The sequence below is a fragment of the Aminobacter sp. GW821-FHT11F06 genome (assembly GCF_058808215.1).
On the sequence record NZ_JBXARL010000004.1, the window covers coordinates 18,703 to 39,097 of the forward strand.

The 20,395-nt window shown below is 62.7% G+C and carries 19 protein-coding genes and 1 pseudogene; 12 read left to right on the forward strand and 8 right to left on the reverse strand.

Going from position 1 to position 20,395, the window contains the following annotated elements; genetic code table 11:
* Nucleotides 1–124: 124 nt before the first annotated feature.
* The 3 genes from AC1RTB_RS11465 (at nucleotide 125) to AC1RTB_RS11475 (ending at nucleotide 1,542) form a co-directional block, all read left to right on the forward strand.
* Nucleotides 125–787 carry a YggS family pyridoxal phosphate-dependent enzyme gene (locus AC1RTB_RS11465; protein WP_492878973.1) on the forward strand — a complete coding sequence of 221 codons (663 nt, stop codon included), beginning with the start codon at nucleotides 125–127 and terminating at the stop codon, nucleotides 785–787.
* Between the two features lie 97 nt (nucleotides 788–884).
* The gene (locus tag AC1RTB_RS11470; protein ID WP_492878972.1) at nucleotides 885–1,139 is read left to right on the forward strand and encodes a type II toxin-antitoxin system Phd/YefM family antitoxin; all 255 of its coding nucleotides are present in this window, start codon (nucleotides 885–887) and stop codon (nucleotides 1,137–1,139) included.
* A 1-nt stretch (nucleotide 1,140) separates the two neighbouring features.
* Nucleotides 1,141–1,542, forward strand: coding sequence for a type II toxin-antitoxin system VapC family toxin (locus AC1RTB_RS11475; protein ID WP_492878970.1), 402 nt, complete (start codon nucleotides 1,141–1,143; stop codon nucleotides 1,540–1,542).
* 104 nt (nucleotides 1,543–1,646) lie between these two features.
* Here the strand turns inward: AC1RTB_RS11475 and AC1RTB_RS11480 are convergent, their stop codons facing one another.
* From AC1RTB_RS11480 to AC1RTB_RS11490, 3 genes are all read right to left on the reverse strand, one after another.
* Nucleotides 1,647–2,753, reverse strand: coding sequence for a branched-chain amino acid ABC transporter substrate-binding protein (locus AC1RTB_RS11480; RefSeq protein ID WP_492878968.1), 1,107 nt, complete (start codon nucleotides 2,751–2,753; stop codon nucleotides 1,647–1,649).
* A gap of 151 nt (nucleotides 2,754–2,904) precedes the next feature.
* Nucleotides 2,905–4,032 carry a phospholipase effector Tle1 domain-containing protein gene (locus AC1RTB_RS11485; RefSeq protein ID WP_492878966.1) on the reverse strand — a complete coding sequence of 376 codons (1,128 nt, stop codon included), beginning with the start codon at nucleotides 4,030–4,032 and terminating at the stop codon, nucleotides 2,905–2,907.
* Between the two features lie 103 nt (nucleotides 4,033–4,135).
* Complete coding sequence (locus AC1RTB_RS11490; RefSeq protein WP_492878964.1) at nucleotides 4,136–4,408, reverse strand: usg protein; 273 nt, start codon at nucleotides 4,406–4,408, stop codon at nucleotides 4,136–4,138.
* A 309-nt stretch (nucleotides 4,409–4,717) separates the two neighbouring features.
* On the opposite strand from AC1RTB_RS11490, the gene acs reads away from it, so the two are divergent.
* Entirely contained in the window at nucleotides 4,718–6,670 is a 1,953-nt protein-coding gene (acs, locus tag AC1RTB_RS11495) for an acetate--CoA ligase (protein ID WP_492878962.1), read from the forward strand.
* A gap of 47 nt (nucleotides 6,671–6,717) precedes the next feature.
* Here the strand turns inward: acs and AC1RTB_RS11500 are convergent, their stop codons facing one another.
* The gene (locus AC1RTB_RS11500) at nucleotides 6,718–6,987 is read right to left on the reverse strand and encodes an excalibur calcium-binding domain-containing protein (protein WP_492878960.1); all 270 of its coding nucleotides are present in this window, start codon (nucleotides 6,985–6,987) and stop codon (nucleotides 6,718–6,720) included.
* A 175-nt stretch (nucleotides 6,988–7,162) separates the two neighbouring features.
* Between AC1RTB_RS11500 and AC1RTB_RS11505 the strand changes: the two genes are divergently transcribed.
* Both AC1RTB_RS11505 and AC1RTB_RS11510 read left to right on the forward strand, forming a co-directional pair.
* The gene (locus AC1RTB_RS11505) at nucleotides 7,163–7,987 is read left to right on the forward strand and encodes a creatininase family protein (RefSeq protein WP_492878958.1); all 825 of its coding nucleotides are present in this window, start codon (nucleotides 7,163–7,165) and stop codon (nucleotides 7,985–7,987) included.
* A 47-nt stretch (nucleotides 7,988–8,034) separates the two neighbouring features.
* On the forward strand, nucleotides 8,035–9,651 hold the full coding sequence (locus AC1RTB_RS11510; protein ID WP_492878956.1) for an ABC transporter substrate-binding protein: 1,617 nt from the start codon (nucleotides 8,035–8,037) through the stop codon (nucleotides 9,649–9,651).
* Nucleotides 9,652–9,729: 78 nt separating this feature from the next.
* On the opposite strand, the gene AC1RTB_RS11515 is transcribed toward AC1RTB_RS11510, so the two are convergent.
* On the reverse strand, nucleotides 9,730–10,995 hold the full coding sequence (locus tag AC1RTB_RS11515; RefSeq protein ID WP_492878954.1) for a class I SAM-dependent methyltransferase: 1,266 nt from the start codon (nucleotides 10,993–10,995) through the stop codon (nucleotides 9,730–9,732).
* 153 nt (nucleotides 10,996–11,148) lie between these two features.
* On the opposite strand from AC1RTB_RS11515, the pseudogene AC1RTB_RS11520 reads away from it, so the two are divergent.
* Together AC1RTB_RS11520 and AC1RTB_RS11525 are read left to right on the forward strand one after the other, a co-directional pair.
* Nucleotides 11,149–11,563, forward strand: a pseudogene (locus AC1RTB_RS11520) (MerR family transcriptional regulator).
* The gene (locus AC1RTB_RS11525; protein ID WP_492878952.1) at nucleotides 11,511–11,906 is read left to right on the forward strand and encodes a carboxymuconolactone decarboxylase family protein; all 396 of its coding nucleotides are present in this window, start codon (nucleotides 11,511–11,513) and stop codon (nucleotides 11,904–11,906) included. Before AC1RTB_RS11520 ends, AC1RTB_RS11525 begins: the two are co-directional and overlap by 53 nt.
* A gap of 309 nt (nucleotides 11,907–12,215) precedes the next feature.
* Here the strand turns inward: AC1RTB_RS11525 and AC1RTB_RS11530 are convergent, their stop codons facing one another.
* The gene (locus AC1RTB_RS11530) at nucleotides 12,216–12,482 is read right to left on the reverse strand and encodes a PepSY domain-containing protein (RefSeq protein WP_492878950.1); all 267 of its coding nucleotides are present in this window, start codon (nucleotides 12,480–12,482) and stop codon (nucleotides 12,216–12,218) included.
* A gap of 84 nt (nucleotides 12,483–12,566) precedes the next feature.
* Entirely contained in the window at nucleotides 12,567–12,779 is a 213-nt protein-coding gene (locus AC1RTB_RS11535) for a DUF1674 domain-containing protein (RefSeq protein ID WP_492878948.1), read from the reverse strand.
* Nucleotides 12,780–12,885: 106 nt separating this feature from the next.
* Between AC1RTB_RS11535 and htpX the strand changes: the two genes are divergently transcribed.
* The 4 genes from htpX to purH all read left to right on the forward strand — a co-directional run bounded on the left by htpX (nucleotide 12,886) and on the right by purH (nucleotide 18,823).
* A complete protein-coding gene (gene htpX, locus AC1RTB_RS11540; RefSeq protein WP_492878946.1) occupies nucleotides 12,886–13,902 on the forward strand; it encodes a zinc metalloprotease HtpX in 1,017 nt (338 codons plus the stop codon).
* Complete coding sequence (locus AC1RTB_RS11545; protein WP_492878944.1) at nucleotides 13,899–15,302, forward strand: RsmB/NOP family class I SAM-dependent RNA methyltransferase; 1,404 nt, start codon at nucleotides 13,899–13,901, stop codon at nucleotides 15,300–15,302. Before htpX ends, AC1RTB_RS11545 begins: the two co-directional genes overlap by 4 nt.
* A 92-nt stretch (nucleotides 15,303–15,394) precedes the next feature.
* Nucleotides 15,395–17,113, forward strand: a complete 1,719-nt coding sequence (locus AC1RTB_RS11550) for a heparinase II/III family protein (RefSeq protein WP_492878942.1) — start codon at nucleotides 15,395–15,397, stop codon at nucleotides 17,111–17,113.
* A 93-nt stretch (nucleotides 17,114–17,206) separates the two neighbouring features.
* A complete protein-coding gene (gene purH / locus AC1RTB_RS11555) occupies nucleotides 17,207–18,823 on the forward strand; it encodes a bifunctional phosphoribosylaminoimidazolecarboxamide formyltransferase/IMP cyclohydrolase (protein WP_492878940.1) in 1,617 nt (538 codons plus the stop codon).
* Between the two features lie 149 nt (nucleotides 18,824–18,972).
* Here purH and AC1RTB_RS11560 read toward each other — a convergent pair whose 3' ends face one another.
* Nucleotides 18,973–20,349, reverse strand: coding sequence for an MFS transporter (locus tag AC1RTB_RS11560; protein WP_492878938.1), 1,377 nt, complete (start codon nucleotides 20,347–20,349; stop codon nucleotides 18,973–18,975).
* Nucleotides 20,350–20,395 lie beyond the last annotated feature (46 nt).

Sequence of the window (20,395 nt, forward strand, 5' to 3'; positions counted from 1 at the left end):
AAAGCGTGCATGGACCGGGGCGAAAACCCGCGGTTCAGGAAATCGTTACGGGTGTTCACCATGGATTCCCGGACCCGTCAACTCCGGCAGGCCGGGGGCGGTCAAAAAGCAGCAGGGCCAAACTATGGAAAGCTCGGTCGAACAACTCGCGGCAGTGAAGCATAAGATAGGTGCTGCCGAGCGTGAGGCCAACCGGCCGGCAGGGGCCGTAACGCTCGTCGCCGTGTCCAAGACCTTCGATGCCGAACATATCCGTCCGGTCATCGAGGCCGGCCAGCGTATCTTCGGCGAAAACCGCGTCCAGGAAGCGCAGGGCAAATGGCCCGAGCTGAAGGCGGAATTTCCCGACATCGAGCTGCATCTCATCGGCCCGCTGCAGTCCAACAAGGCCAAGGAGGCGGTGGCGCTGTTTAACGTCATCGAAACTGTCGACCGCGAAAAGATCGCCGCCGAGCTCGCCAAGGAAATCGAACGCCAGGGCCGCTCACCCAAACTCTACGTCCAGGTCAATACCGGCTCTGAGCCGCAAAAGGCCGGCATCGAGCCGCGCGAAGCTGTCGACTTCGTCAAGCGCTGCCGCGAGGTCCACGGCCTCGCCATCGAGGGTCTGATGTGCATCCCCCCGGCTGAAGAAAATCCAGGCCCGCATTTCGCGCTGCTTGAAAAGCTGGCGCGTGAGGCCGGCGTCGAAAAACTGTCGATGGGCATGTCGGGCGACTACGAAACAGCCGTCGCCTTCGGCGCCACCAGCGTTCGGGTCGGTTCGGCGATCTTCGGGACGCGGTGAGACCGAGCAGAGCGGAATGGCCATCGCTCCACCCGTCTCTTGAGTTGTGGGGCATGCCGCATTACATTCAACCTAGCCAAGCTAGCTAGGTGCTGCAATGAACTGGCATCTTCAAGACGCGAAGAACAACTTCTCCAAGCTCGTCCAGCGCGCCCGCACCGAAGGGCCGCAGACCGTCACCGTGCGCGGCGAGCCGGCGGTGGTGGTGCTTTCGACCGAAGAGTACGAGAAGCTGGTCGGCAAGCGGAAATCAATCGCAGAGTACCTGCTCTCAGGCCCGGCTTGGGATGAAGAGTTTGCAGCGGAGGTTGAGCGTCGCTCGGACACGATGATCCGCGATATCGAGCTTTGAAATGTACCTGCTCGATACGAATGTCGTCTCCGACATACAGCGACGCCTGCCCAAACCCACGGCTTGGCTTGCCTCGATCGATCCGTTTTCGGTCAGCTTGAGCGTGATCACCATAGGCGAGATTGAGCGCGGCATCATCAAACTGCGGCGTGAGGACGCCGAGCGGGCCAAGCGACTGGAGTTTTGGCTACGCGAGCTGCGCCACGAGAACGCGGATCGAATTCTTCCCATAACCGAAGAGATCGCGCTGGCTTGGGGCCGGCTGACAGCCGGCCGAACGAGAGGCAGCGCTGACACGCTCATCGCCGCCACATCGCTCGTTCACGATCTGGTTCTCGTGACGCGCAACGTCGCCGATTTCGAAGATATAGGCATTCCGCTGCTGAACCCCTGGACACTATAGCCCAACTGGCCGGCTCCGCCGCTCACTGACCGTTCGCTGGAAGTTCGCGCAAAGAAAAAGGGCCCGAGCTTTCGCCCCGGCCCTTTCAAAAAAACCGCGTTGCCCTATTCCGCGGCGACGATCTTGCCGGCGTCCCACTTGAACAGCGAGAAGCTCGGCGAGGTCAGGTCGCCATTTTCGCCATAGGTCAGGTTGCCGATGGCAGTCGCGATCGGCGCGCCGGACTTGAGTGCTGCCACAACCGCTGCGGTGTCATCGGATTTGCCGGCCTTTTCGATGCCGGCCTTGAGCACTTCGACAGCGGCATAGGCGTTGAGCGTGAAGGCTTCCGGCGGGATGCCCTTGTCCTTCAGCACCTTGACCGCATCGGCCGAGGCCGGGTTCTTCAGCGCATCCGAAGCGTTGGTGAACAGCGTGCCCGCACCGGCGTCATTGGCAATCGCCCAGAACTCGGTGTTGGACAGGCCTTCGCCGCCGATGATCAGCGCCTTGACGCCGCCGTCATGGAGCTGGCGCGCCAGAAGGCCGCCCTCGGGGTGGTAGCCGCCGAAATAGATGACATCGACATTGTCAGCCTTGATGCGGGTAACGAGCGCGGACAGGTCCTTTTCGCCAGGCGTCAGCGAATTGTACTGCACTTCCTGCAGGCCACCGGCATTGATGGCCGCCTTGAATGCATCGGCCAGGCCTTTGCCATAGGTGCCCTTGTCGTGGATCACGGCAACGCGCTTGTCCTTCATGGTCTTGAGGACATAGGCAGCGGCGACCTCAGCCTGCTGATCGTCGCGGCCGCAGGTCCTGAGCACATTGGTCAGGCCGCGTGCGGTCAGATCAGGGGCGGTTGCCGTCGGCGTCACCATCAGGATGCCATTTTCGGCAAAGACGTCGGAAGCGGGGATCGCAACACCCGAAGTCACCGGGCCAACGACATATTTCACGCCTTCGCCAACGAGCAGGTTGGCAGCCGAAACGCCCTGCTTGGGATCGCCGGCGTCGTCGGCGAGCTTCAGCACGATCTTTTCGCCAAGGATGCCGCCCTTTTCGTTGATGGCATCGACTGCGGCCTGGGCGCCGTTCTTGACCTGGTCGCCATAGGCGGCGACGGGGCCGGTCAGCGGTGCGACAAGGCCGATGGTGATGTCGGCATGCGCCGCCGAAGCAAACGCAAGCGACGCGGCAAGCGTCACGCCCGCAAAGGTTTTCATGGTCATGGTTCTCTCCCTCTAACTCGCCAAGCCGTGAAGGGTTGGCGGAAAGTTCTTGTTGCGGAATACCCGTCTCTGACCTTGCCTGCAATCGGCCCAGCCGCTTCGGGGCCGCAAATGACTTGTGCCAGCACTATTCGCGACACGCAGGGGCCCGTCAATAATAGCGCTTCACGCGCGGATGCTGGCTCAGGGGTGGTGGCCGATAGGGTGGCCTGTAGATGTCGAAGCGTTCCTCGATGTCGGGGCAAAGTAGGTCGAGATCAACCGCCTTTGCTCGTATCGAACGCTCCCCCGGCAGCCAGAATATCCCCAGACCTGTGCGCTCGTCATGCGCCAGACCAAGCACCTTTCCGTCGAGGTCGACCGTCATCGGCAAGTCGAGACCGGTCAGTTTGCGCAGCCTGTCCAGCATCCAGCCAAGACTGAGCGTGGCCAGACTGTCATCGTCGTCATATCCGCCGCCAATGTCGGAGTGCACGCCCGGAAACCAGCATTCTTCGACCACCTGACCCGCTGCCCTGCCACGGGCATCGACGTCGTCCCATCGCACCGGAGCAAATGTCTTGCGGTTTTCGTCGATCGAAAGCGCATGCAGGCCGACCGGCACCCGTATCGACAGCTCGGTGTCATGGAACTCCTGCTTGTAGGGATTGACCACATTCATGATGCCCGGCAGGCCCAGTGCCCGCACGGTATCGAACACGCCGATCACCGCGGGCATCACCAGTGATGCCGCGTATTTGATGCTGAAATAGGCGCCCGCCTTTTGCCGCTCGGCCTTTTCCTTGATCTTGTAGGCTGCGACCGCCTCTTCGGCGATGGCACGGCGCCTTTTGGCGCCAGCACCCTCCTTGTCCTTGGAGATGGGGGCACCCTTGTCCAGCTGGGCGATGCCGCAGGTTGACAGCACCCCGCCAAGGCAACGCACCGTGTAGGCCCCACGGCTAAAGCCGAAGAAGCCGATCTTCATGCCCGGTTCCCACGCAATCAACAGCGCTTCGTAGCAATCGACGATGTTTGCCGTAATGCCCCAGCCGGTGGCCTTGCTCCAGAGATTGCGCAGCGTACGCGTCCAATCCCACTTGCCCTCTTCCGGCGCACCCAGTCCGGCGTCGTAGAAGGCCTTGAACCCCGCTCGTCCATCGACGGCCGAGTACATCTGAAACACATTGGTGTTCTTGACCCGCTGGCCTTCGACTTCTTCGACCTGATCGGCGCGGACGCCGCGTTGACCGGTTCCATCGGAAAAGATCAGAACCCAAGCATCCCCTGCTCCAGGCATGTCAATTCTCGCTGAGAAGAGCCCCTTTGTCAGATTATACTAACATGGACTGCCCAAGACGCGTCCTTGTTTGTGCGTCATTGAAGGGGAGAGCTATGTCAGGCTAATGCATCAGAAATTCGCCGTCGACCTTGCGCCATTCGTTCGGCGCGATCAGCTTGCGGTGGGTGTAGTGCACCGAATGCAATGGGCCATCGAGCTTGGCGCGCCAGAACTCGATGAAGCCAAACAGCATCGGGAATTTGGGCGCCAGATCGTAGTCCTGCCAGATGAAAGTCTGCAGCACATGGGGATGGTCGGGCAGATGGTAGAGGATCTCGGCCGTGGTCAGGCCGTAGCCCTTGAGCATCAGTTCCAGTTCAGAAGCGTCGCGCATCGCAAGCCTTCCGTGTCGGACAGTTCTCCACGGCATGAATCTGCGCCGCGATGGTTAACCGTCTGCTAAAACAACGAAATGCGTGCGCGATAGTTCCAAGATATCAGCACTTTAGCAGCCACCCACCATCATTGCTAATCGCCAGATGGCGGCGGCGATTTGCCGCTACGCAATGACGCGAGGCAAATCCAATGTCTAATATTGTGGCGCACTGCAAATTGATAATAATGCGCGCCAACGTGCGGCCCAGAGTCGCCATCCGCCGGCCAGCAGCAGCCGCCGGATCGTTTCCGGGAGGAAGGGAAAGAAATGTCCGAAGTCCGTGTCCACCGCGTCCAGCCGGCGTGGAAGAACAATGCGCTCATCGACAACGACACCTACCTGAAATGGTATGGCGAGAGCGTCAAGAACCCCGACAAGTTCTGGGGCAAGCACGGCAAGCGCATCGACTGGTTCAAGCCCTACACCAAGGTCAAGAACACCTCCTTCGACGGCAAGGTTTCGATCAAGTGGTTCGAGGACGGATTGACCAACGTCTCCTACAATTGCATCGACCGCCACCTCAAGAAGCGCGGCAACCAGACCGCCATCATCTGGGAAGGCGACAACCCCTACGACGACAAGAAGATCACCTACAACGAGCTCTACGAGCACGTCTGCCGCCTCGCCAATGTGATGAAGAAACACGGCGTCAAGAAGGGTGACCGCGTCACCATCTACATGCCGATGATCCCAGAAGCTGCCTACGCGATGCTCGCCTGCACGCGCATCGGCGCGATCCATTCGATCGTCTTCGGCGGCTTCTCGCCCGACGCGCTCGCCGGCCGCATCGTTGACTGCGAATCGACCTTCGTCATCACCGCCGACGAGGGCCTTCGCGGCGGCAAGACGATCCCGCTCAAGGAAAACACCGACAAGGCGATCTCGATTGCCGGACGCGAAGGCGTGGTGGTCAAGAACGTGCTTGTGGTGCGCCGCACGGCCGGCAAGATCAACTGGTACGACGGTCGCGACCTTTGGCATCACGACGAGGTCCGCTCGGTCAAGCCTGAATGCAAGCCCGAGAAGATGAAGGCCGAGGACCCGCTGTTCATCCTCTATACCTCGGGCTCGACCGGCAAGCCCAAGGGCGTGCTGCACACCACAGGCGGCTATCTCGTCTACGCCTCGATGACCCACCAGTACGTGTTCGACTACCATGACGGCGATATCTACTGGTGCACAGCCGATGTCGGCTGGGTCACCGGCCACAGCTACATCGTCTACGGCCCGCTCGCCAATGGCGCGACAACGCTGATGTTCGAAGGCGTGCCGAACTACCCCTCGGCCTCGCGCTTCTGGGACGTCATCGACAAGCACAAGGTCAACATCTTCTACACCGCACCCACCGCCATCCGCGCGCTGATGGGTGCCGGCGACGACCACGTCAAGAAGACCTCGCGCAAGAGCCTGCGTGTTCTGGGTTCGGTCGGCGAGCCGATCAATCCGGAAGCCTGGGAGTGGTATTTCAATGTTGTCGGCGAAAAGAAGGTGCCGATCGTCGACACCTGGTGGCAGACCGAGACCGGCGGCATCCTGATCACGCCGCTGCCGGGCGCCACCGACCTCAAGCCCGGCTCGGCGACGCGGCCGTTCTTCGGCGTGGTTCCCGAACTTGTCGACAATGAAGGCAAGCTTCTGGAAGGTGCTGCCGACGGCAACCTGTGCATCGCCGATTCCTGGCCGGGCCAGATGCGCACGGTCTATGGCGACCACGAGCGCTTCATCCAGACCTACTTCGCCACCTACAAGGGCAAATACTTCACCGGCGACGGCTGCCGCCGCGATGCCGACGGCTATTACTGGATCACCGGCCGCGTCGACGACGTCATCAACGTCTCCGGCCACCGCATGGGCACCGCCGAGGTCGAGTCGGCACTTGTCAGCCACGACAAGGTCTCCGAAGCCGCCGTCGTCGGCTACCCGCACGACATCAAGGGCCAGGGCATCTACAGCTACGTCACGCTGATGGCGGGCGTCGAGGCCACCGAGGACCTGCGCAAGGAACTCGTCGCCCATGTCCGCAAGGAGATCGGCGCCATCGCCTCGCCCGACAAGATCCAGTTCTCGCCCGGCCTGCCCAAGACGCGCTCCGGCAAGATCATGCGCCGCATCCTGCGCAAGATCGCCGAGGACGATTTCGCAGCCCTCGGCGACACCTCGACGCTGGCCGATCCCGCTGTCGTCGACGATCTCGTCGCCAACCGCCAGAACAAGCGCTAAGTCGGCGACCCCCTCGCGTCAAACGATGCGAGGGGGTTCCCAACGGCTCAGCAGCCGATCTGCTGACGCAGCTCGTCAACCAGCTCTTTCGACGGGCAGACGTTCTCGCAGGGAATGCCGTCATTGTCGGCGTCAGCCCGCCTGTAGCCGCCGCACCAAAGCTCCACTGCCTCGGCACAGGAACTCACCTGCTTGCAGGTTCGAGCCTTGGCCAACACGATCGGCCGGCCCTCGTTTCCGCTGAGCTCCGCGCGCGATGTCGCGCCAGCGCTCCCTGATGCGATTACCCAAATTCCCAGGATCGATCCGATCCGCATGCACGTCTGAAGCAATTGCATCCCCCAAGGCCCGACGCACGATAGCCTTGCCGTCCAAACAATCAAACTCTTGCCCTTGGTCCACCCGTTTCCGGCTCGCTATTGACAATCCGCTCAACAAGGAAAATTATTTTCGTATAGGATAATATTTTTCACAAGCGAGCTAGGAGGCTTCATGGCCCGGGAAATCGAATGGGCGCGGATGACGGCGCCCGAGTTGCGCGATATCGCGGCACGTGGAAACGCCATGGCCATCCTGCCGGTTGGTTCGCTGGAACAGCATGGCCCGCATCTGCCTGTCATAACCGACACGGCGAGCGCCGAGGCCGCCGCCCGGCGCGGCGCACGCCTGGTCGACGAGCAAGTGCCGCTGGCCGTGCTTCCTGGCCTTTGGCTCGGCATGAGCGAGCATCATTTGCCGTTCGGCGGCACCATCAGCCTCGACTACACCGCCTATTTCCATGTCCTGAAGTCGATTGTCCGCTCGCTCAAGGCAATCGGTTTTACGCGCCTGCTCATCGTCAACGGCCATGGCGGCAATATCGATCCGCTGGCCATGTCGACGCGCGAACTGGCCGTCGAATTCAACATGCCGATCGTCTACACGACGCCGTGGATGCTCGCGCCGGAGGAAACGGCAGCGCTGTTTGAAACGGATGACGGGCCCAAGCATGCCTGCGAAGGCGAGGCGTCGGTGATGCTGGCAATCTCGCCCGACACCGTCAAATCAGACAAGTTCGAAGCGGCCTTCACGGCCGAGGCCGGAAAACACGAGGCGCCACATGGCGCGCATCGCTTCTACTCGTTTTCCGAACGGGCTCCCAACACCGGCACATGGGGCGTCCCGGCCAAGGGGACCGCGGAAAAGGGCGAACGTTTCCTCGACCTGCAGGCCCGCGAGCTCGCCAAGCTGATCGTCGACCCGATCCTTTGGACGCAGCCCGACGCCGTGTGGCGGCCGGGCCGTGGGCTCGACACCCGCGCCGGGCGTGCCGACTGATACGGGCTGCAACGTCACGCCCGCAACACCTGAAGGGGAAGAACCCGATGAAATCCTTGAAACGCGGCTCGGTTCGGGCTGCCCTGTATCTTTCAGTCGCCGCCGCACTTGGCTTGCTCGGCGGCCAGGCATCCGCCAAGACGCTTGTCTATTGTTCGGAAGCAGCACCCGAAGGCTTCGATCCAGCCCTCTACTCGACCAACAGCACCTGGGATGCGTCGTCGAAGCCGATCTATGGACGGCTGGTCGAGTTTGAAAACGGCACCACGAACCTGCTTCCCGGCCTGGCCGAGAGCTGGACCGTTTCCGACGACATGCTGACCTATACGTTCAAGCTCCGTCCCGGCGTGAAATTCCAGAGCACCGACTATTTCACCCCGACCCGCGACATGAACGCCGACGACGTGGTGTTTTCCTTCGACCGCCAGCGTCTCACCGACAATCCCTGGCACGCCTACATCACTGGCGCGAGCTACGAGATGTATGCCGGCATGGACATGCAATCGTCCGTCAAGGATATCTCCAAGGTCGACGACCACACGGTCAAGCTGGTCCTGAGCCAGCCGAACGCCTCGATTCTCTCCAATCTTGCGATGGACCTGGGTTCGATCCTGTCCAAGGAATATGCCGACAAGCTCGCAGCTGCCGGAACGCCGGAAAAGCTGAATTCGGAGCCGATCGGCACAGGGCCGTTTCAGTTTGTCGGCTACCAGCAGGACGCCGCGGTGCGCTTCAAGGCCAACCCAACCTATTGGGGAACCAAGCCGAAGCTGGACGAACTCGTTTTCGCCATCACCGCCGATGCAACCACGCGCATGCAGCGCCTGAGGGCCGGCGAATGCCAGGTCGCCGCCTATCCGGCACCCGCAGATGTTCCCAGCCTCAAGGCCGACCCCAACCTGGTCGTCATGGAAAAGCCAGGCCTCAACGTCGCCTACCTCGCCTACAACACCTTGACCCCGCCATTCGACAAGATCGAAGTGCGCAAAGCGCTGAACATGGCGATCGACAAGAAGGCCATCCTCCAGTCGGTGTTTCAAGGCCTCGGTGAGGTCGCCAAGAACCCGATCCCGCCGGCGATGTCGGGATACAACGATGCGGTTGTCGACGACCCCTACGATCCGGTCGCTGCCAAGAAGATGCTCGACGACGCAGGCGTCAAGGACTTGAAGATGAAAGTCTGGGCCATGCCGGTCAGCCGGCCCTACATGCCCAACGCACGTCGTGTCGCCGAACTGATCCAGGCCGACTTCCAGAAGGTCGGTGTCAGCGTTGAAGTCGTGTCTTACGAATGGGCCGAATATCTGAAGCGTGCCCGCGACAAGCAGCGCGACGGCGCAATCATCCTGGGCGGCACCAGCGACAATGGCGACCCGGACAATCTGCTGTCTTATTTCTTCTCTTGCACAGGCGTTGGCGGCTCAAACTTTGCCAACTGGTGTCACCAGCCGTTCGAGGACCTGCTCCAGAAGGCCCGCACGACGGTCGACCAGGCCGAGCGCGCGAAGCTTTATGAACAGGCCCAGTTGATCTTCAAGGAACAGGCCCCTTGGGCGACGCTCGATCACTCGACCGTCTCCTTGCCGATGTCCAAGAAGGTCAGCGGTTATGTGATGGACCCGCTGGGATCACATCGCTTCGAGGCTGTCGATCTGGCCGAATAGGGCTTTTGGCCCCAAACCCCTCGCGTCCCATGGCGCGAGGGGACCCTTTCCGCTGACGCAGTTCCAGCAGCCCCAGCTTCAGCGATAAAGATCCGCCCGCGTCGGTGGCAAGCCGCTCGGCCCACGCGCCCGTTTGGTGACAACGGTCTGGAAAATCTGCGTCGAGCCGCGCTCGAAGGTCACCGAACAGCCAGTCAGATACAGCAGCCAAAGCCGCGCTTTGGCCTCGCCCACCTCGGCGATCGCCTCGTCGAAGCGCGCGTGCAGACGCTCGGCCCACAGGCGGCATGTCTGCGCGTAGTGCTCCCTGAGGTTCTCGGCATCGTAGACGAGGAAGCCGTGGGCCTCGATATTGCCGAGCGTCATGCCGATCGTGTCGAGCTCGCCGCCGGGAAAGATGTATTTGACCAGCGCCTTGAACTCCGCCCCCTTGTGCAGGGTCTTTTTCAAGCTGCCTTTGCTGCGCTTGGTGATGGCATGATGCAGGTAGATGCCACCCGGCTTGAGCAGGCGATGCACGGCCGAAAAATAGGCATCGTGATTGGCAAGGCCCAGATGCTCGAACATGCCGATCGACGATATCTTGTCGAACGAGCCGGAAAGCTCGGTGTAGGATTTGATCTCGATAGTGATGCGATCCTCCAGCCCTTCGGCGCGGATGCGCTCGCGGGCCAGTTCGGTCTGCGCTTCCGACAGCGACACGCCGTGGCCGACAACGCCGTAATGTTTCGCTGCATGGATAAGCATCGCTCCCCAGCCGCAGCCAATGTCGAGCAGTCTCTCGCCTGGCTTCAGCCGAAGCTTGCGGCAGATGTGGTCGAGCTTGTCGGCTTGCGCCTGGTCGATGCCGTTGGCGAAATCCGTGAAATAGCCACAGCTGTAGACCATGCGCTCGTCGAGGAAGAGCCGGTAAAAGGCGTTCGAAATGTCGTAGTGGTGCTGGATCGCTTCCTTGCTTGAGCCGCTGACGAAGGGATTGCGTCCGGCAAGCCCTGCCTGCGCGGCCATCTGCTTTCGCGAAAACAGCACGGCGGGCAGGTCGCGCAGGATCGCGAGCTTCGGCAACAACTTGAGCTTGGTCTTCAGCTTGCCCGAAGGCAGCGCATAGAAATCGAAAAGCGATCCCTCTTCCACGTCGATCGTCTTGGCAATCCACATCTCGATCAGCGTCGACAAAGAGGGACGGCGGATCACCTGCCAGACGATGTCCTGGTCGTTGATGGCGAGCACCGGGCCGGTGGCCGGACCGATCCGCTCTCCGGTCCACAATCTGACCGCAAATCCCGGATCCAGGCTTTCGACAACGGTTCGAACGATCCGTGCCGCTTTGTCTGCTGCATTCATGTCCTGCCCCCCAGTACGCCTACAACAGCGTGGTCCAGAGCGCGATGTTGGCCAATTGGCCGGCCGTTCGCAACCCACTTGTCGAAAAGGCCTTGACTTAGAGTGCACTCGAACTCCTAGCCTGGCGAGCGTCGTAACGAGACAAGGTTGACCATGAAGATCGGCGAACTCGCAAAACGCTCAGGGCTGACCGCCTACACGATCCGCTACTACGAGCTGATCGGCCTGCTGCCTGTGGCCGACAAGGATGCGTCGGGGCAGCGGGACTATGACGCGTCGATCCTCACCTGGATCGAATTTCTGGGCCGCCTCAAGGCCACCGGCATGCCGATCCGCGAGATGCTGCGCTACGCGGCACTTCGCCAAGAGGGTTCGAGCACCGACGCGGAACGCCGCGCCTTGCTGGTGGCACACCGAAAAAAGGTGCGCGCCCATGTCGCCGACCTCCAGGCCAACCTTCTCGTCCTCGACGCCAAGATCGCAGGCTATGCCGACGCGGAAAAAAGGATCGAAAAATGACCAGCCAGAACGAAAGCCGCTTCGAACGCGGCGCACGCGCACTCTCTGAAATCGACGGCGAAGGCGGCCGCAAGGTCGTCGATTCGCTCGCCGACATCGCACCCGATTTTGCCCGCTACATCATCGAGTTCCCGTTCGGCGACATCTATTCGCGCCCCGGCCTTGACCTGAAATCGCGGGAAATCGCAACGATCGCTGCGCTGACCGCGCTCGGCAACGCTGCCCCGCAGCTCAAGGTGCATATCCAGGCGGGACTGAATGTCGGCCTCAGCCGCGACGAGATCACGGAAATCATCATGCAGATGGCGGTCTATGCCGGCTTTCCGGCAGCGCTCAACGGCCTGTTCGCGGCCAAGGACGTGTTTCAGCAGGAGCACATAATGGCGGCATAAATAGGTAGCTGGTGCATAGTGCTATGGTCGCACTTGTCAAAAGGGCGGAAAGACCCCACCTTGCTGTTCGTGTTCAACGAACTGAAAGGAGGTGATCCGATGTCGAGTGATTTCGTTTTCCAAAACGTGGCCTCAGCGGATTGCCCTTTCGGGAAGCAGTCTTCCCGTTAAGGCGCGAGATGCGCGGCTGGTGACCTAGGTCACAGCCAGAAGCCGCGCCATGGACGGAAACACGGAAAGGCCGCGCCTTCGCAAGAAGGGCGGCCTTTTTGTTGGGTGCTATCTGTGTTTCGCAAGCGGTAGCCGGCGCTATATCCTCGGCTGGCCAGTAACCGCGTCGATCTTGATTTCGACCTTGGCTTTGTCAGACGTGTAATAGACCACGTCGTAATAGCCCTCGCTCTCCCATCTGATCTCGGTGACATAGCGGAACTGGTCGCGCTTTTCGATCTTGGCGATGATCTCGGAAAGCTTGAGCGATTTCTCAGGCGGTATCGGCGGCTCTTTGGTCTGGGCCTGCGCCGGCATCACTCCAAGCAGCGCGGCAAACAACAGTCCCGCAATCACCAGCTTCATCATCATCGCTCCTTTCACAATTCGATGCGAAACGAACAGCTTGTGATTTCGGTTCCATCAGAGCGCCGTGCGTCCGAATGGACGCTAAAAGTCGCTGGTCAGGCCCTTGATTTCCCAATCGCCATAGCGCCCGGGCTCCTTGCCGCCACGCCCGCCGATCTCCCGGGGAAGCTTGGCCTGCTCAGCCTCATAGGCCACGCGCCGTGCTTCGGCTTCGGCCAATGCGCGCCTGGCGGCCGGCGAAAGCTGCTTCGGTGCGGGCGTCTCCAGCTCGGTTTGCTGTGTGGCGTCGTTCATGGGATTCCTCGGAAATGATTGAAACGGAACCTTGTCTCTCCCATCATATAGCGAAGCGTGACGCGAGGATCGACCCTGGCGCGCACGGAAAAGGACGGAGTAGACGATGAACATGATGCGCACGGCGATGCTACTGGCGACCATGACGGCGCTGTTCATGGGCGTCGGCTACCTGATCGGCGGTACCGGCGGCATGACCATCGCCTTCGTGATGGCAGCGGGCATGAACCTGTTCAGCTACTGGAATGCCGACAAGATGGTTCTGCGCATGAACCATGCCGTCGAGGTCGACGAAAGCAACGCGCCCGAATATTACGCCATCGTGCGCGGGCTTGCCGCCAATGCCGGCCTGCCGATGCCGAAGGTCTATCTGATCGACAATCCGCAGCCCAATGCCTTTGCCACCGGGCGCAATCCGCAAAATGCCGCCGTCGCCGCCACCACCGGCCTGCTGCAGCGCCTGACGCATGAAGAGGTCGCAGCCGTCATGGCCCACGAACTCGCCCATGTGCAGAACCGCGACACGCTGACCATGACGATTACCGCGACGATTGCCGGCGCGATCTCGATGCTCGGCAATTTCGCCTTCTTCTTCGGCGGCAACCGCGACAACAACAATCCGCTCGGCTTCATCGGCGTGTTGGTGGCGATGATCGTCGCGCCATTCGCCGCCATGCTGGTGCAGATGGCGATCAGCCGGACGCGCGAATATTCAGCCGATCGGCGCGGCGCCGAGATCTGCGGCAATCCGCTCTGGCTCGCTTCCGCCCTTGACAAGATCGCCCGCAACGTCGAACGCATCCACAACCCCGAAGCCGAGCGCAATCCAGCGATGGCTCCCCTCTTCATCATCAATCCTCTTTCCGGCGAGCGCATGGACAATCTTTTCTCGACCCACCCCAACACCGAAAACCGCATCGCCGCCCTGCAGGCGATGGCGAATGAGGGTGTCGGTCGTCCTGCCCCGCGCACGGCACCGCAGCCAACCGCGCAGCGCGCAGCACCTTCGAGCCAGCAAGGTCCCTGGGGTGGCCGTCCCGCCGACCAGCAAGAGTCCGAGCAGCCACGTCCGTCCGGCCCCTGGGGACGCAACCCATCCGGGCCGAAAGGCCCGAGGTCGTGAGCGCCGACAAGCGCGACGACAAGCGAAACCGCGCACGCACCAATGACGCCAGGGGCAGCCGCCCGTCTGTCGTTCCCGACGTTCCCGGCATCGCCGCGCGCATGGCCGCCGCCCGCCTGCTTGCCGCGACCATCGACGCCAGGACACCGCTCGACGGCCTGACCGACCACGAGCACGGCCATCCGCAATTCCGCGCGCTTGATATGCGCGACCGTTCGCTGGTTCGCGCCATCCTGGCCACGGCCCTTCGCCATCGCGTCACCATCGCCAAGCTGATTGGCCGGCGCCTGGAAAAGCCGCTACCGGCCAACGCCACTGTGCTGACCCATATCCTGCATGTCGCGGCAGCCCAGATCCTGTTCCTCGACATTCCCGATAGTGCCGCCGTCGACCTTGCTGTCACCCACGCCAAGGCCGACCCGCGCACTGTGCGTTTTTCCGGCCTGGTCAACGGCGTGCTGCGCACCCTTGCCCGCGCCAAGGCTGCCGAACTGCCTGAGATGCTGGCCACGACAAACGACGCACCCGACTGGTTCGTCGACCGGCTGACGGCGGCCTATGGCGCAGAGGAAGCCAAGAAGATTCTCGCGGCGCACCGCATCGAGGCACCTGTCGATTTCACCGCCAAGTCCGATCCCGCTAAATGGGCGGAGCAACTGGGCGGCACCGTTCTGCCTACCGGCTCGGTGCGCATCGAGCGCCTTGCAGGCCCGGTCGCCGAACTGCCCGGCTTCGCCGAGGGCGCCTGGTGGGTCCAGGACGCCGCCGCAGCTTTGCCCGCTCGGCTGTTCGGTGACGTCAGCGGCCAGCGCGTCGCCGACCTTTGCGCCGCACCCGGCGGCAAGACCGCCCAGCTCGTGCTCACGGGTGCGAAGGTCACCGCCGTCGAAGCATCCAAGAACCGCCTCGCTCGCCTGACCGGCAATCTCGAACGTCTCGGCCTCGAGGCCAACAAGGTCAACGCCGACATCCTCGTCTATGAGCCCGAACAACTGTTCGATGCCGCGCTGCTCGACGCGCCATGCTCGTCGACCGGCACAGTGCGCCGTCACCCCGACGTGTTGTGGACCAAGTCGCCGGCCGACATCACCAAGCTCGCCGGCGTCCAGCGCGCCCTGCTCGACGCAACGCTGAAGCTGGTCAAGCCAGGCGGCAGGATCGTCTTTTCCAACTGCTCGCTCGATCCCGAGGAAGGCGAGGCTCTCGTCGCCGGCTTCCTCGCTGATCACAAGGGCAAGGTCGAACTCGACCCGATTCGTGTGGGCGAGGTTACTGGCATCGACGATTTCGTCACCGCCACAGGCTTTTTGCGTACCACGCCGGCGGGCCTTGATCTCGGCAACCCCGCGATCTCTGGTCTCGACGGCTTCTTTGCCGCGCGGTTCCGCCGTCTCGCCTGAGACGGCAAACCGGTGTTAACGGAAAATTCACCCTCGCGCCCGCCATTGAAACAACCTAATTTGACCACGACGTAGGTTGCGTCAGGAGGGCTATGTCAATCGCGGCGGACAACACGACGCGCCTGTGGGCACTCGTCGCCAAGGAGTTTTGGCGCAAGGCGCGCAGGCGCTTGCGCGCCGGTCCGGCTTACCGCTGGCGCTACTCCGGGCGCACGCCCGAACGTGTGCTGATCGCCCCGCCCGACCTGCGCCTGGCCGACCCCCAGATCGCGCTCGAAATCTATTATGGCCGCTTTCCGCTGTCGGGCCATCTTGTCGAGACCGGCGGCCAGTCGCCCTTCCTCGTCGAGGTGCCCAATCGCGGATGGCAGCGCAGCCTGCATGGCTTCCGCTGGTTGCGCCACATGCGCGCCGCCGGCACCGAGCTTGCCGCGGCAAATGCCCGCGCGCTGGTAACCGACTGGATCGCCATGCACGGCAACCGCATCTCCGGAACGGCCTGGGAGCCGGCGACCACCGCCAAGCGCATCATCGCCTGGCTGCAGCATTCCTCGGTCGTGCTGCAGGGGGCCGAATTCGCCTTCTACCGCGCTTTCCTTCGCTCGCTAGCGATGCAGATCCGCTACCTCCGGTCGATGGCGCGCGAGATGCCGGCTGGCAAGGACCGGCTCAGGGCGCGCATCGCGCTCGCCTTTGCCGCCCTGTCGCTGCCCGCGCCCGTTTCCGCGCTGCGTTCGGCCACTCGCAATCTCGCCGACGAACTCGACCGCCAGATCCTGCCCGACGGCGGGCATGTCTCGCGCAACCCGATGGCGGTGCTGGAAATCCTCGCAGACCTCCTGCCGCTGCGCCACACCTATGCCAACCAGGCCGAGCAGCCGCCCTTGGCGCTGATCAATGCCGTCGAGCGCATGTTGCCGGCGCTACGCTTCTTCCGCCACCAGGATGGCAGCCTTGCCCGCTTCAACGGCATGGGCGCCACCATCCACGACCGCATCGCCGCGATCCTGCGCCATGACGACACCGCCGGCGCACCGCCCTTGCATGCCACCCATTCCGGCTACGAGCGCCTCGCCATGGGCGGCACGACGGTCATTGCCGACACGGGCACGGCACCTCCCATCGAGGTGTCGAACTATGCCCACGCCGGATGCCTCTCGTTCGAGATGTCGTCGGGCCGCCAGCACTACATCGTCAATGCCGGCGTCGACACCTATGGGCTGGCCGAACTCAAGCCGCTGGCGCGCGCCACCGCCGCCCACTCCACAGTCACCATCAACGACACCTCGTCAGCCAGTTTCGCCCATTCGCATCGCATCAGCGGCCTGGTGGGCAGCCCGCTTTTCGGTGGGCCGAAGTCGGTGCCGTCGCTACGTACCGACAAGCCCGGCATTCATGGTTTCACCGCGAGCCATGACGGCTACGCCCAGCGCTTCGGCCTCCACCACGAGCGCGAACTGAGCCTCGCGGCTGGCGGCAACATCCTGTCGGGCTGCGACCGCATCCTTCGCGCCGGCAACAGGCAGATCAAGAATGGCCGCGACCTCGTCACCGTTCGCTTCCATGTCCACCCAGACGTCCAGCTGTTCCGCGACCAGAAGGAGCGGCTGGTGCTGACCGGCCCCGATATCGACACCTGGGTATTCATCTCCCCGGACGTTCCCGCCGAAGTCGAGGAATCGATCTATTTCGCCGGTCTCGGCGGACCGCGCCGCTCGCGCCAGATCGTGCTGTCCTTCAAGGCATCGGAAATCTCCGAGGTGCATTGGCAGTTCTCGCGCACCCGCATCATCAGCCGCCTCGAAAACTGAGCGAAAGGCGCTGTGCGCCTTGATTTTGAGGCCTCATATGCTAGGCCGCGCATAACCGCGTCTCCCCTCCCTGCCGTGAAAGGCCCCTTCGCCATGGCCGTCATTTCCAAGAAGATCCCCGCGCCCGATCTGGTACCGATCCGCCGCGCCTTGCTGTCGGTCTCCGACAAGACCGGCCTGATCGGTTTCGCCCAAAGCCTCGCCAATGTCGGTGTCGAGCTGGTCTCCACCGGCGGCACGGCCAAGTCCATCGCCGCCGAGGGCATCGCTGTCCGCGACGTCTCCGAGCTGACCGGCTTTCCCGAGATCATGGACGGCCGCGTCAAGACGCTGCATCCCTCGGTCCACGGCGCGCTTTTGGGCGTCCGCGACGATCCCGAGCATGTCGCAGCCATGGCCGAGCACGGCATCGAGCCGATCGACCTGGTCGTGGTCAACCTCTATCCCTTCGAGGAGGTGCGTAATTCGGGCGCGCACTACGCCTCGATCGTCGAGAACATCGACATCGGCGGCCCCGCCATGGTCCGCGCCTCGGCCAAGAACCATGCTTATGTCGCCATCGTCACCGATCCGGCCGACTACCAGGACGTGTTGGATTCCATCATCGCCAACAATGGCTGCCTGTCCTACGCGTTCCGCAAGAAGCTCGCCGCAAAGGCCTTTGCCCGCACCGCCGCCTATGACGCGGCGATCTCGGGCTGGTTCGCCGAAGCGCTTGAAATCGAAACACCCGACTGGCGCGCCTTCGGCGGCAAGCTTGCGAGTGTCATGCGTTATGGCGAAAACCCGCACCAGTCAGCCGGCTTCTACCTGACCGGCGACAAGCGCCCCGGCGTCGCCACCGCGACCCAGCTCCAGGGCAAGCAGCTCTCCTACAACAACATCAACGACACCGATGCCGCCTTCGAACTCGCCGGCGAGTTCGATCCGGTCCGCACCGCCGCGGTCGCGATCATCAAGCACGCCAACCCTTGCGGCGTCGCCGAGGGCGACACACTCAAGGACGCCTACCTGAAGGCCTTGGCCTGCGATCCGGTCTCCGCCTTTGGCGGTATCGTCGCGCTCAATCGCATCCTCGACGCCGAGGCCGCCGAAGAGATCGTCAAGATTTTCACCGAGGTCATCATCGCGCCCGGCGCCACGCCTGAGGCACAGGCGATTGTCGCTGCCAAGAAGAACCTGCGCCTGCTTGTCACCGGCGGCCTGCCCGACGCGGATCGCGCCGGCCTTTCGGTCAAGTCGGTTGCCGGCGGCCTGCTCGTCCAGTCGCGCGACAACGCTGTCGTCGACGCGCTCGAACTCCAGGTGGTGACCAAGCGCCAGCCGACCCAGCGCGAGCTGGAGGACCTGAAGTTCGCCTTCCGCGTCGCCAAGCACGTCAAGTCGAATGCCATCGTCTATGCCCGCGACCTCGCCACGGTCGGCGTCGGCGCTGGCCAGATGAGCCGCGTCGATTCGGCCCGTATCGCTGCCCGCAAGGCACTCGACGCGGCTGAAGCAGCCGGCCTGGCCGAGCCGCTGACCAAGGGTTCGGTCGTCGCCTCCGACGCCTTTTTCCCCTTCGCCGACGGTCTTTTGTCAGCGGTCGAGGCAGGCGCCACCGCCGTCATCCAGCCAGGTGGCTCGATGCGTGACGAGGACGTCATATCAGCTGCCGACGCGCATGGCATCGCCATGGTCTTCACCGGCGTGAGGCATTTCCGGCACTGAGGGTAAAAGTCCCTTCTCCCCCCTTGTAGGAGAAGGTGGCTGAGCGAAGCGAAGCCGGATGAGGGGTGGTCCAGCTTGACGAATACCCCTCAACCGTCTCGGCGCTCTGCGCCGATCCACCTTCTCCCACAAGGGGAGAAGGGAAAAAGCTACTTCACCTCGTCGGCCGGATAGGGCGTGCGCAACAGCACGGCTAGCCCGACGGCGAAGAAGATGATGATCGTCGCCATGCCAAGGCGTGGCGAACCGCTCAAGGCGGTGACGGTGGCAACCGTAAAGGGTGCGACGAAGCTCGTCGCCCTGCCCGACAGCGCATAGAGCCCGAAATAGCGGCCGGCCTCGTCGGCTGAAACGCTGCGCGCCATGTAGGAGCGCGACGACGCCTGCACCGGCCCAAAGGCGATGCCGACCAGAAGGCCGAAAGCGATGTAGGCCTTCTCAGCTGGCGTTCCGAACAGTCCGCCCGTGTCGGCACCCGGCATCTGCCACAGCCCAAAGAGCGTATAGCCGGGCCCTGTCGAGACGATGCCGATGGTGGCGACCGTCAATAGCACCAGCGCAACCACCACCACGACCTTGGAACCAAAGCTCGTGTCGAGGCGGCTGGCGACGAGGCAGCCGAAGATGGCGATGACGTTCAAGATGATACCGTAGATGCCGATCTCGGTGATCGACCAGCCAAACATCGCCGCGGCAAAGGCTCCGCCCAGGCCCAGCAGCGCGTTGACGCCGTCCTGGTAGATCATGCGGGCAACGAGGAAGCGGAAGATGCCGGTGCGCTGGCGTACTTCTCCCAACGTCGACTTGAGTTCGCTGAGACCCAGTCGCACGGCCGGGCGGATGGCGATGCCCTTGCCGCTATCAGGGGTGAAGAAGAACATCGGCAGGATGAAGATGAAATACCAGACCGCCGAAATCGGGCCTGTGGCGCGTGCATCCTCACCGAGCGCCGGGTCGAGGCCGAACACCGGTGCCGCGCCGATGATGGTCTTGCCGGTCTCGGGCGATGCCGCCATGAAGGCGACGACGAAGATCAGCACGATCATGCCACCGAGATAGCCCAGCCCCCAGGCGATGTTGGAGACCTTGCCGATCTCGTCTTTCGACACCAGGCGCGGCATCATCGAATCATTGAACACGATGGAGAATTCCGCCGCCACCGAAGCGAGCGAAAACAGCAGCACCACCGGCACCAGCGGCGAGCCGGGAGCCGCATACCAGAGCAGGCACAGGCTGGAAATCTTGATCGCCGCAAAGAAGGCGATCCACGGCTTGCGCGGGCCGGTCTGGTCGGCGATCGAGCCGAGCACCGGCGACAATATGGCGATGACGAAGCCTGCGGCGGCGATGCCATAGCCCCAGGCCGCCTGCCCCATGGCCGGGTCGGTCGCCATGCGCGCGACGAAATAGGGACCGAAGATGAAGGTGGTCACCACGGTGAAAAAGGGCTGCGCTGCCCAGTCGAAGAACATCCAGCCCCAGACGCCACGACGCGGCGTGCGTTGAACCACCATCGTATCAGCCATCATTCCTCCAGCCACACCGCATCAGCGTGGCTTGGAGCTATAGCGC

What these genes read in the sequence shown, in the direction of transcription:
- AC1RTB_RS11500 (WP_492878960.1), bottom strand. Translation starts at nt 6,987, where the DNA reads ATGCGGATCGGATCGATCCTGGGAATTTGGGTAATCGCATCAGGGAGC.
- AC1RTB_RS11470 (WP_492878972.1), top strand. Translation starts at nt 885, where the DNA reads ATGAACTGGCATCTTCAAGACGCGAAGAACAACTTCTCCAAGCTCGTC.
- AC1RTB_RS11535 (WP_492878948.1), bottom strand. Translation starts at nt 12,779, where the DNA reads ATGAACGACGCCACACAGCAAACCGAGCTGGAGACGCCCGCACCGAAG.
- htpX (WP_492878946.1), top strand. Translation starts at nt 12,886, where the DNA reads ATGAACATGATGCGCACGGCGATGCTACTGGCGACCATGACGGCGCTG.
- AC1RTB_RS11480 (WP_492878968.1), bottom strand. Translation starts at nt 2,753, where the DNA reads ATGACCATGAAAACCTTTGCGGGCGTGACGCTTGCCGCGTCGCTTGCG.
- purH (WP_492878940.1), top strand. Translation starts at nt 17,207, where the DNA reads ATGGCCGTCATTTCCAAGAAGATCCCCGCGCCCGATCTGGTACCGATC.
- AC1RTB_RS11510 (WP_492878956.1), top strand. Translation starts at nt 8,035, where the DNA reads ATGAAATCCTTGAAACGCGGCTCGGTTCGGGCTGCCCTGTATCTTTCA.
- AC1RTB_RS11530 (WP_492878950.1), bottom strand. Translation starts at nt 12,482, where the DNA reads ATGAAGCTGGTGATTGCGGGACTGTTGTTTGCCGCGCTGCTTGGAGTG.
- AC1RTB_RS11525 (WP_492878952.1), top strand. Translation starts at nt 11,511, where the DNA reads ATGACCAGCCAGAACGAAAGCCGCTTCGAACGCGGCGCACGCGCACTC.
- AC1RTB_RS11485 (WP_492878966.1), bottom strand. Translation starts at nt 4,032, where the DNA reads ATGCCTGGAGCAGGGGATGCTTGGGTTCTGATCTTTTCCGATGGAACC.
- AC1RTB_RS11505 (WP_492878958.1), top strand. Translation starts at nt 7,163, where the DNA reads ATGGCCCGGGAAATCGAATGGGCGCGGATGACGGCGCCCGAGTTGCGC.
- acs (WP_492878962.1), top strand. Translation starts at nt 4,718, where the DNA reads ATGTCCGAAGTCCGTGTCCACCGCGTCCAGCCGGCGTGGAAGAACAAT.
- AC1RTB_RS11515 (WP_492878954.1), bottom strand. Translation starts at nt 10,995, where the DNA reads ATGAATGCAGCAGACAAAGCGGCACGGATCGTTCGAACCGTTGTCGAA.
- AC1RTB_RS11490 (WP_492878964.1), bottom strand. Translation starts at nt 4,408, where the DNA reads ATGCGCGACGCTTCTGAACTGGAACTGATGCTCAAGGGCTACGGCCTG.
- AC1RTB_RS11465 (WP_492878973.1), top strand. Translation starts at nt 125, where the DNA reads ATGGAAAGCTCGGTCGAACAACTCGCGGCAGTGAAGCATAAGATAGGT.
- AC1RTB_RS11560 (WP_492878938.1), bottom strand. Translation starts at nt 20,349, where the DNA reads ATGGCTGATACGATGGTGGTTCAACGCACGCCGCGTCGTGGCGTCTGG.
- AC1RTB_RS11475 (WP_492878970.1), top strand. Translation starts at nt 1,141, where the DNA reads ATGTACCTGCTCGATACGAATGTCGTCTCCGACATACAGCGACGCCTG.
- AC1RTB_RS11550 (WP_492878942.1), top strand. Translation starts at nt 15,395, where the DNA reads ATGTCAATCGCGGCGGACAACACGACGCGCCTGTGGGCACTCGTCGCC.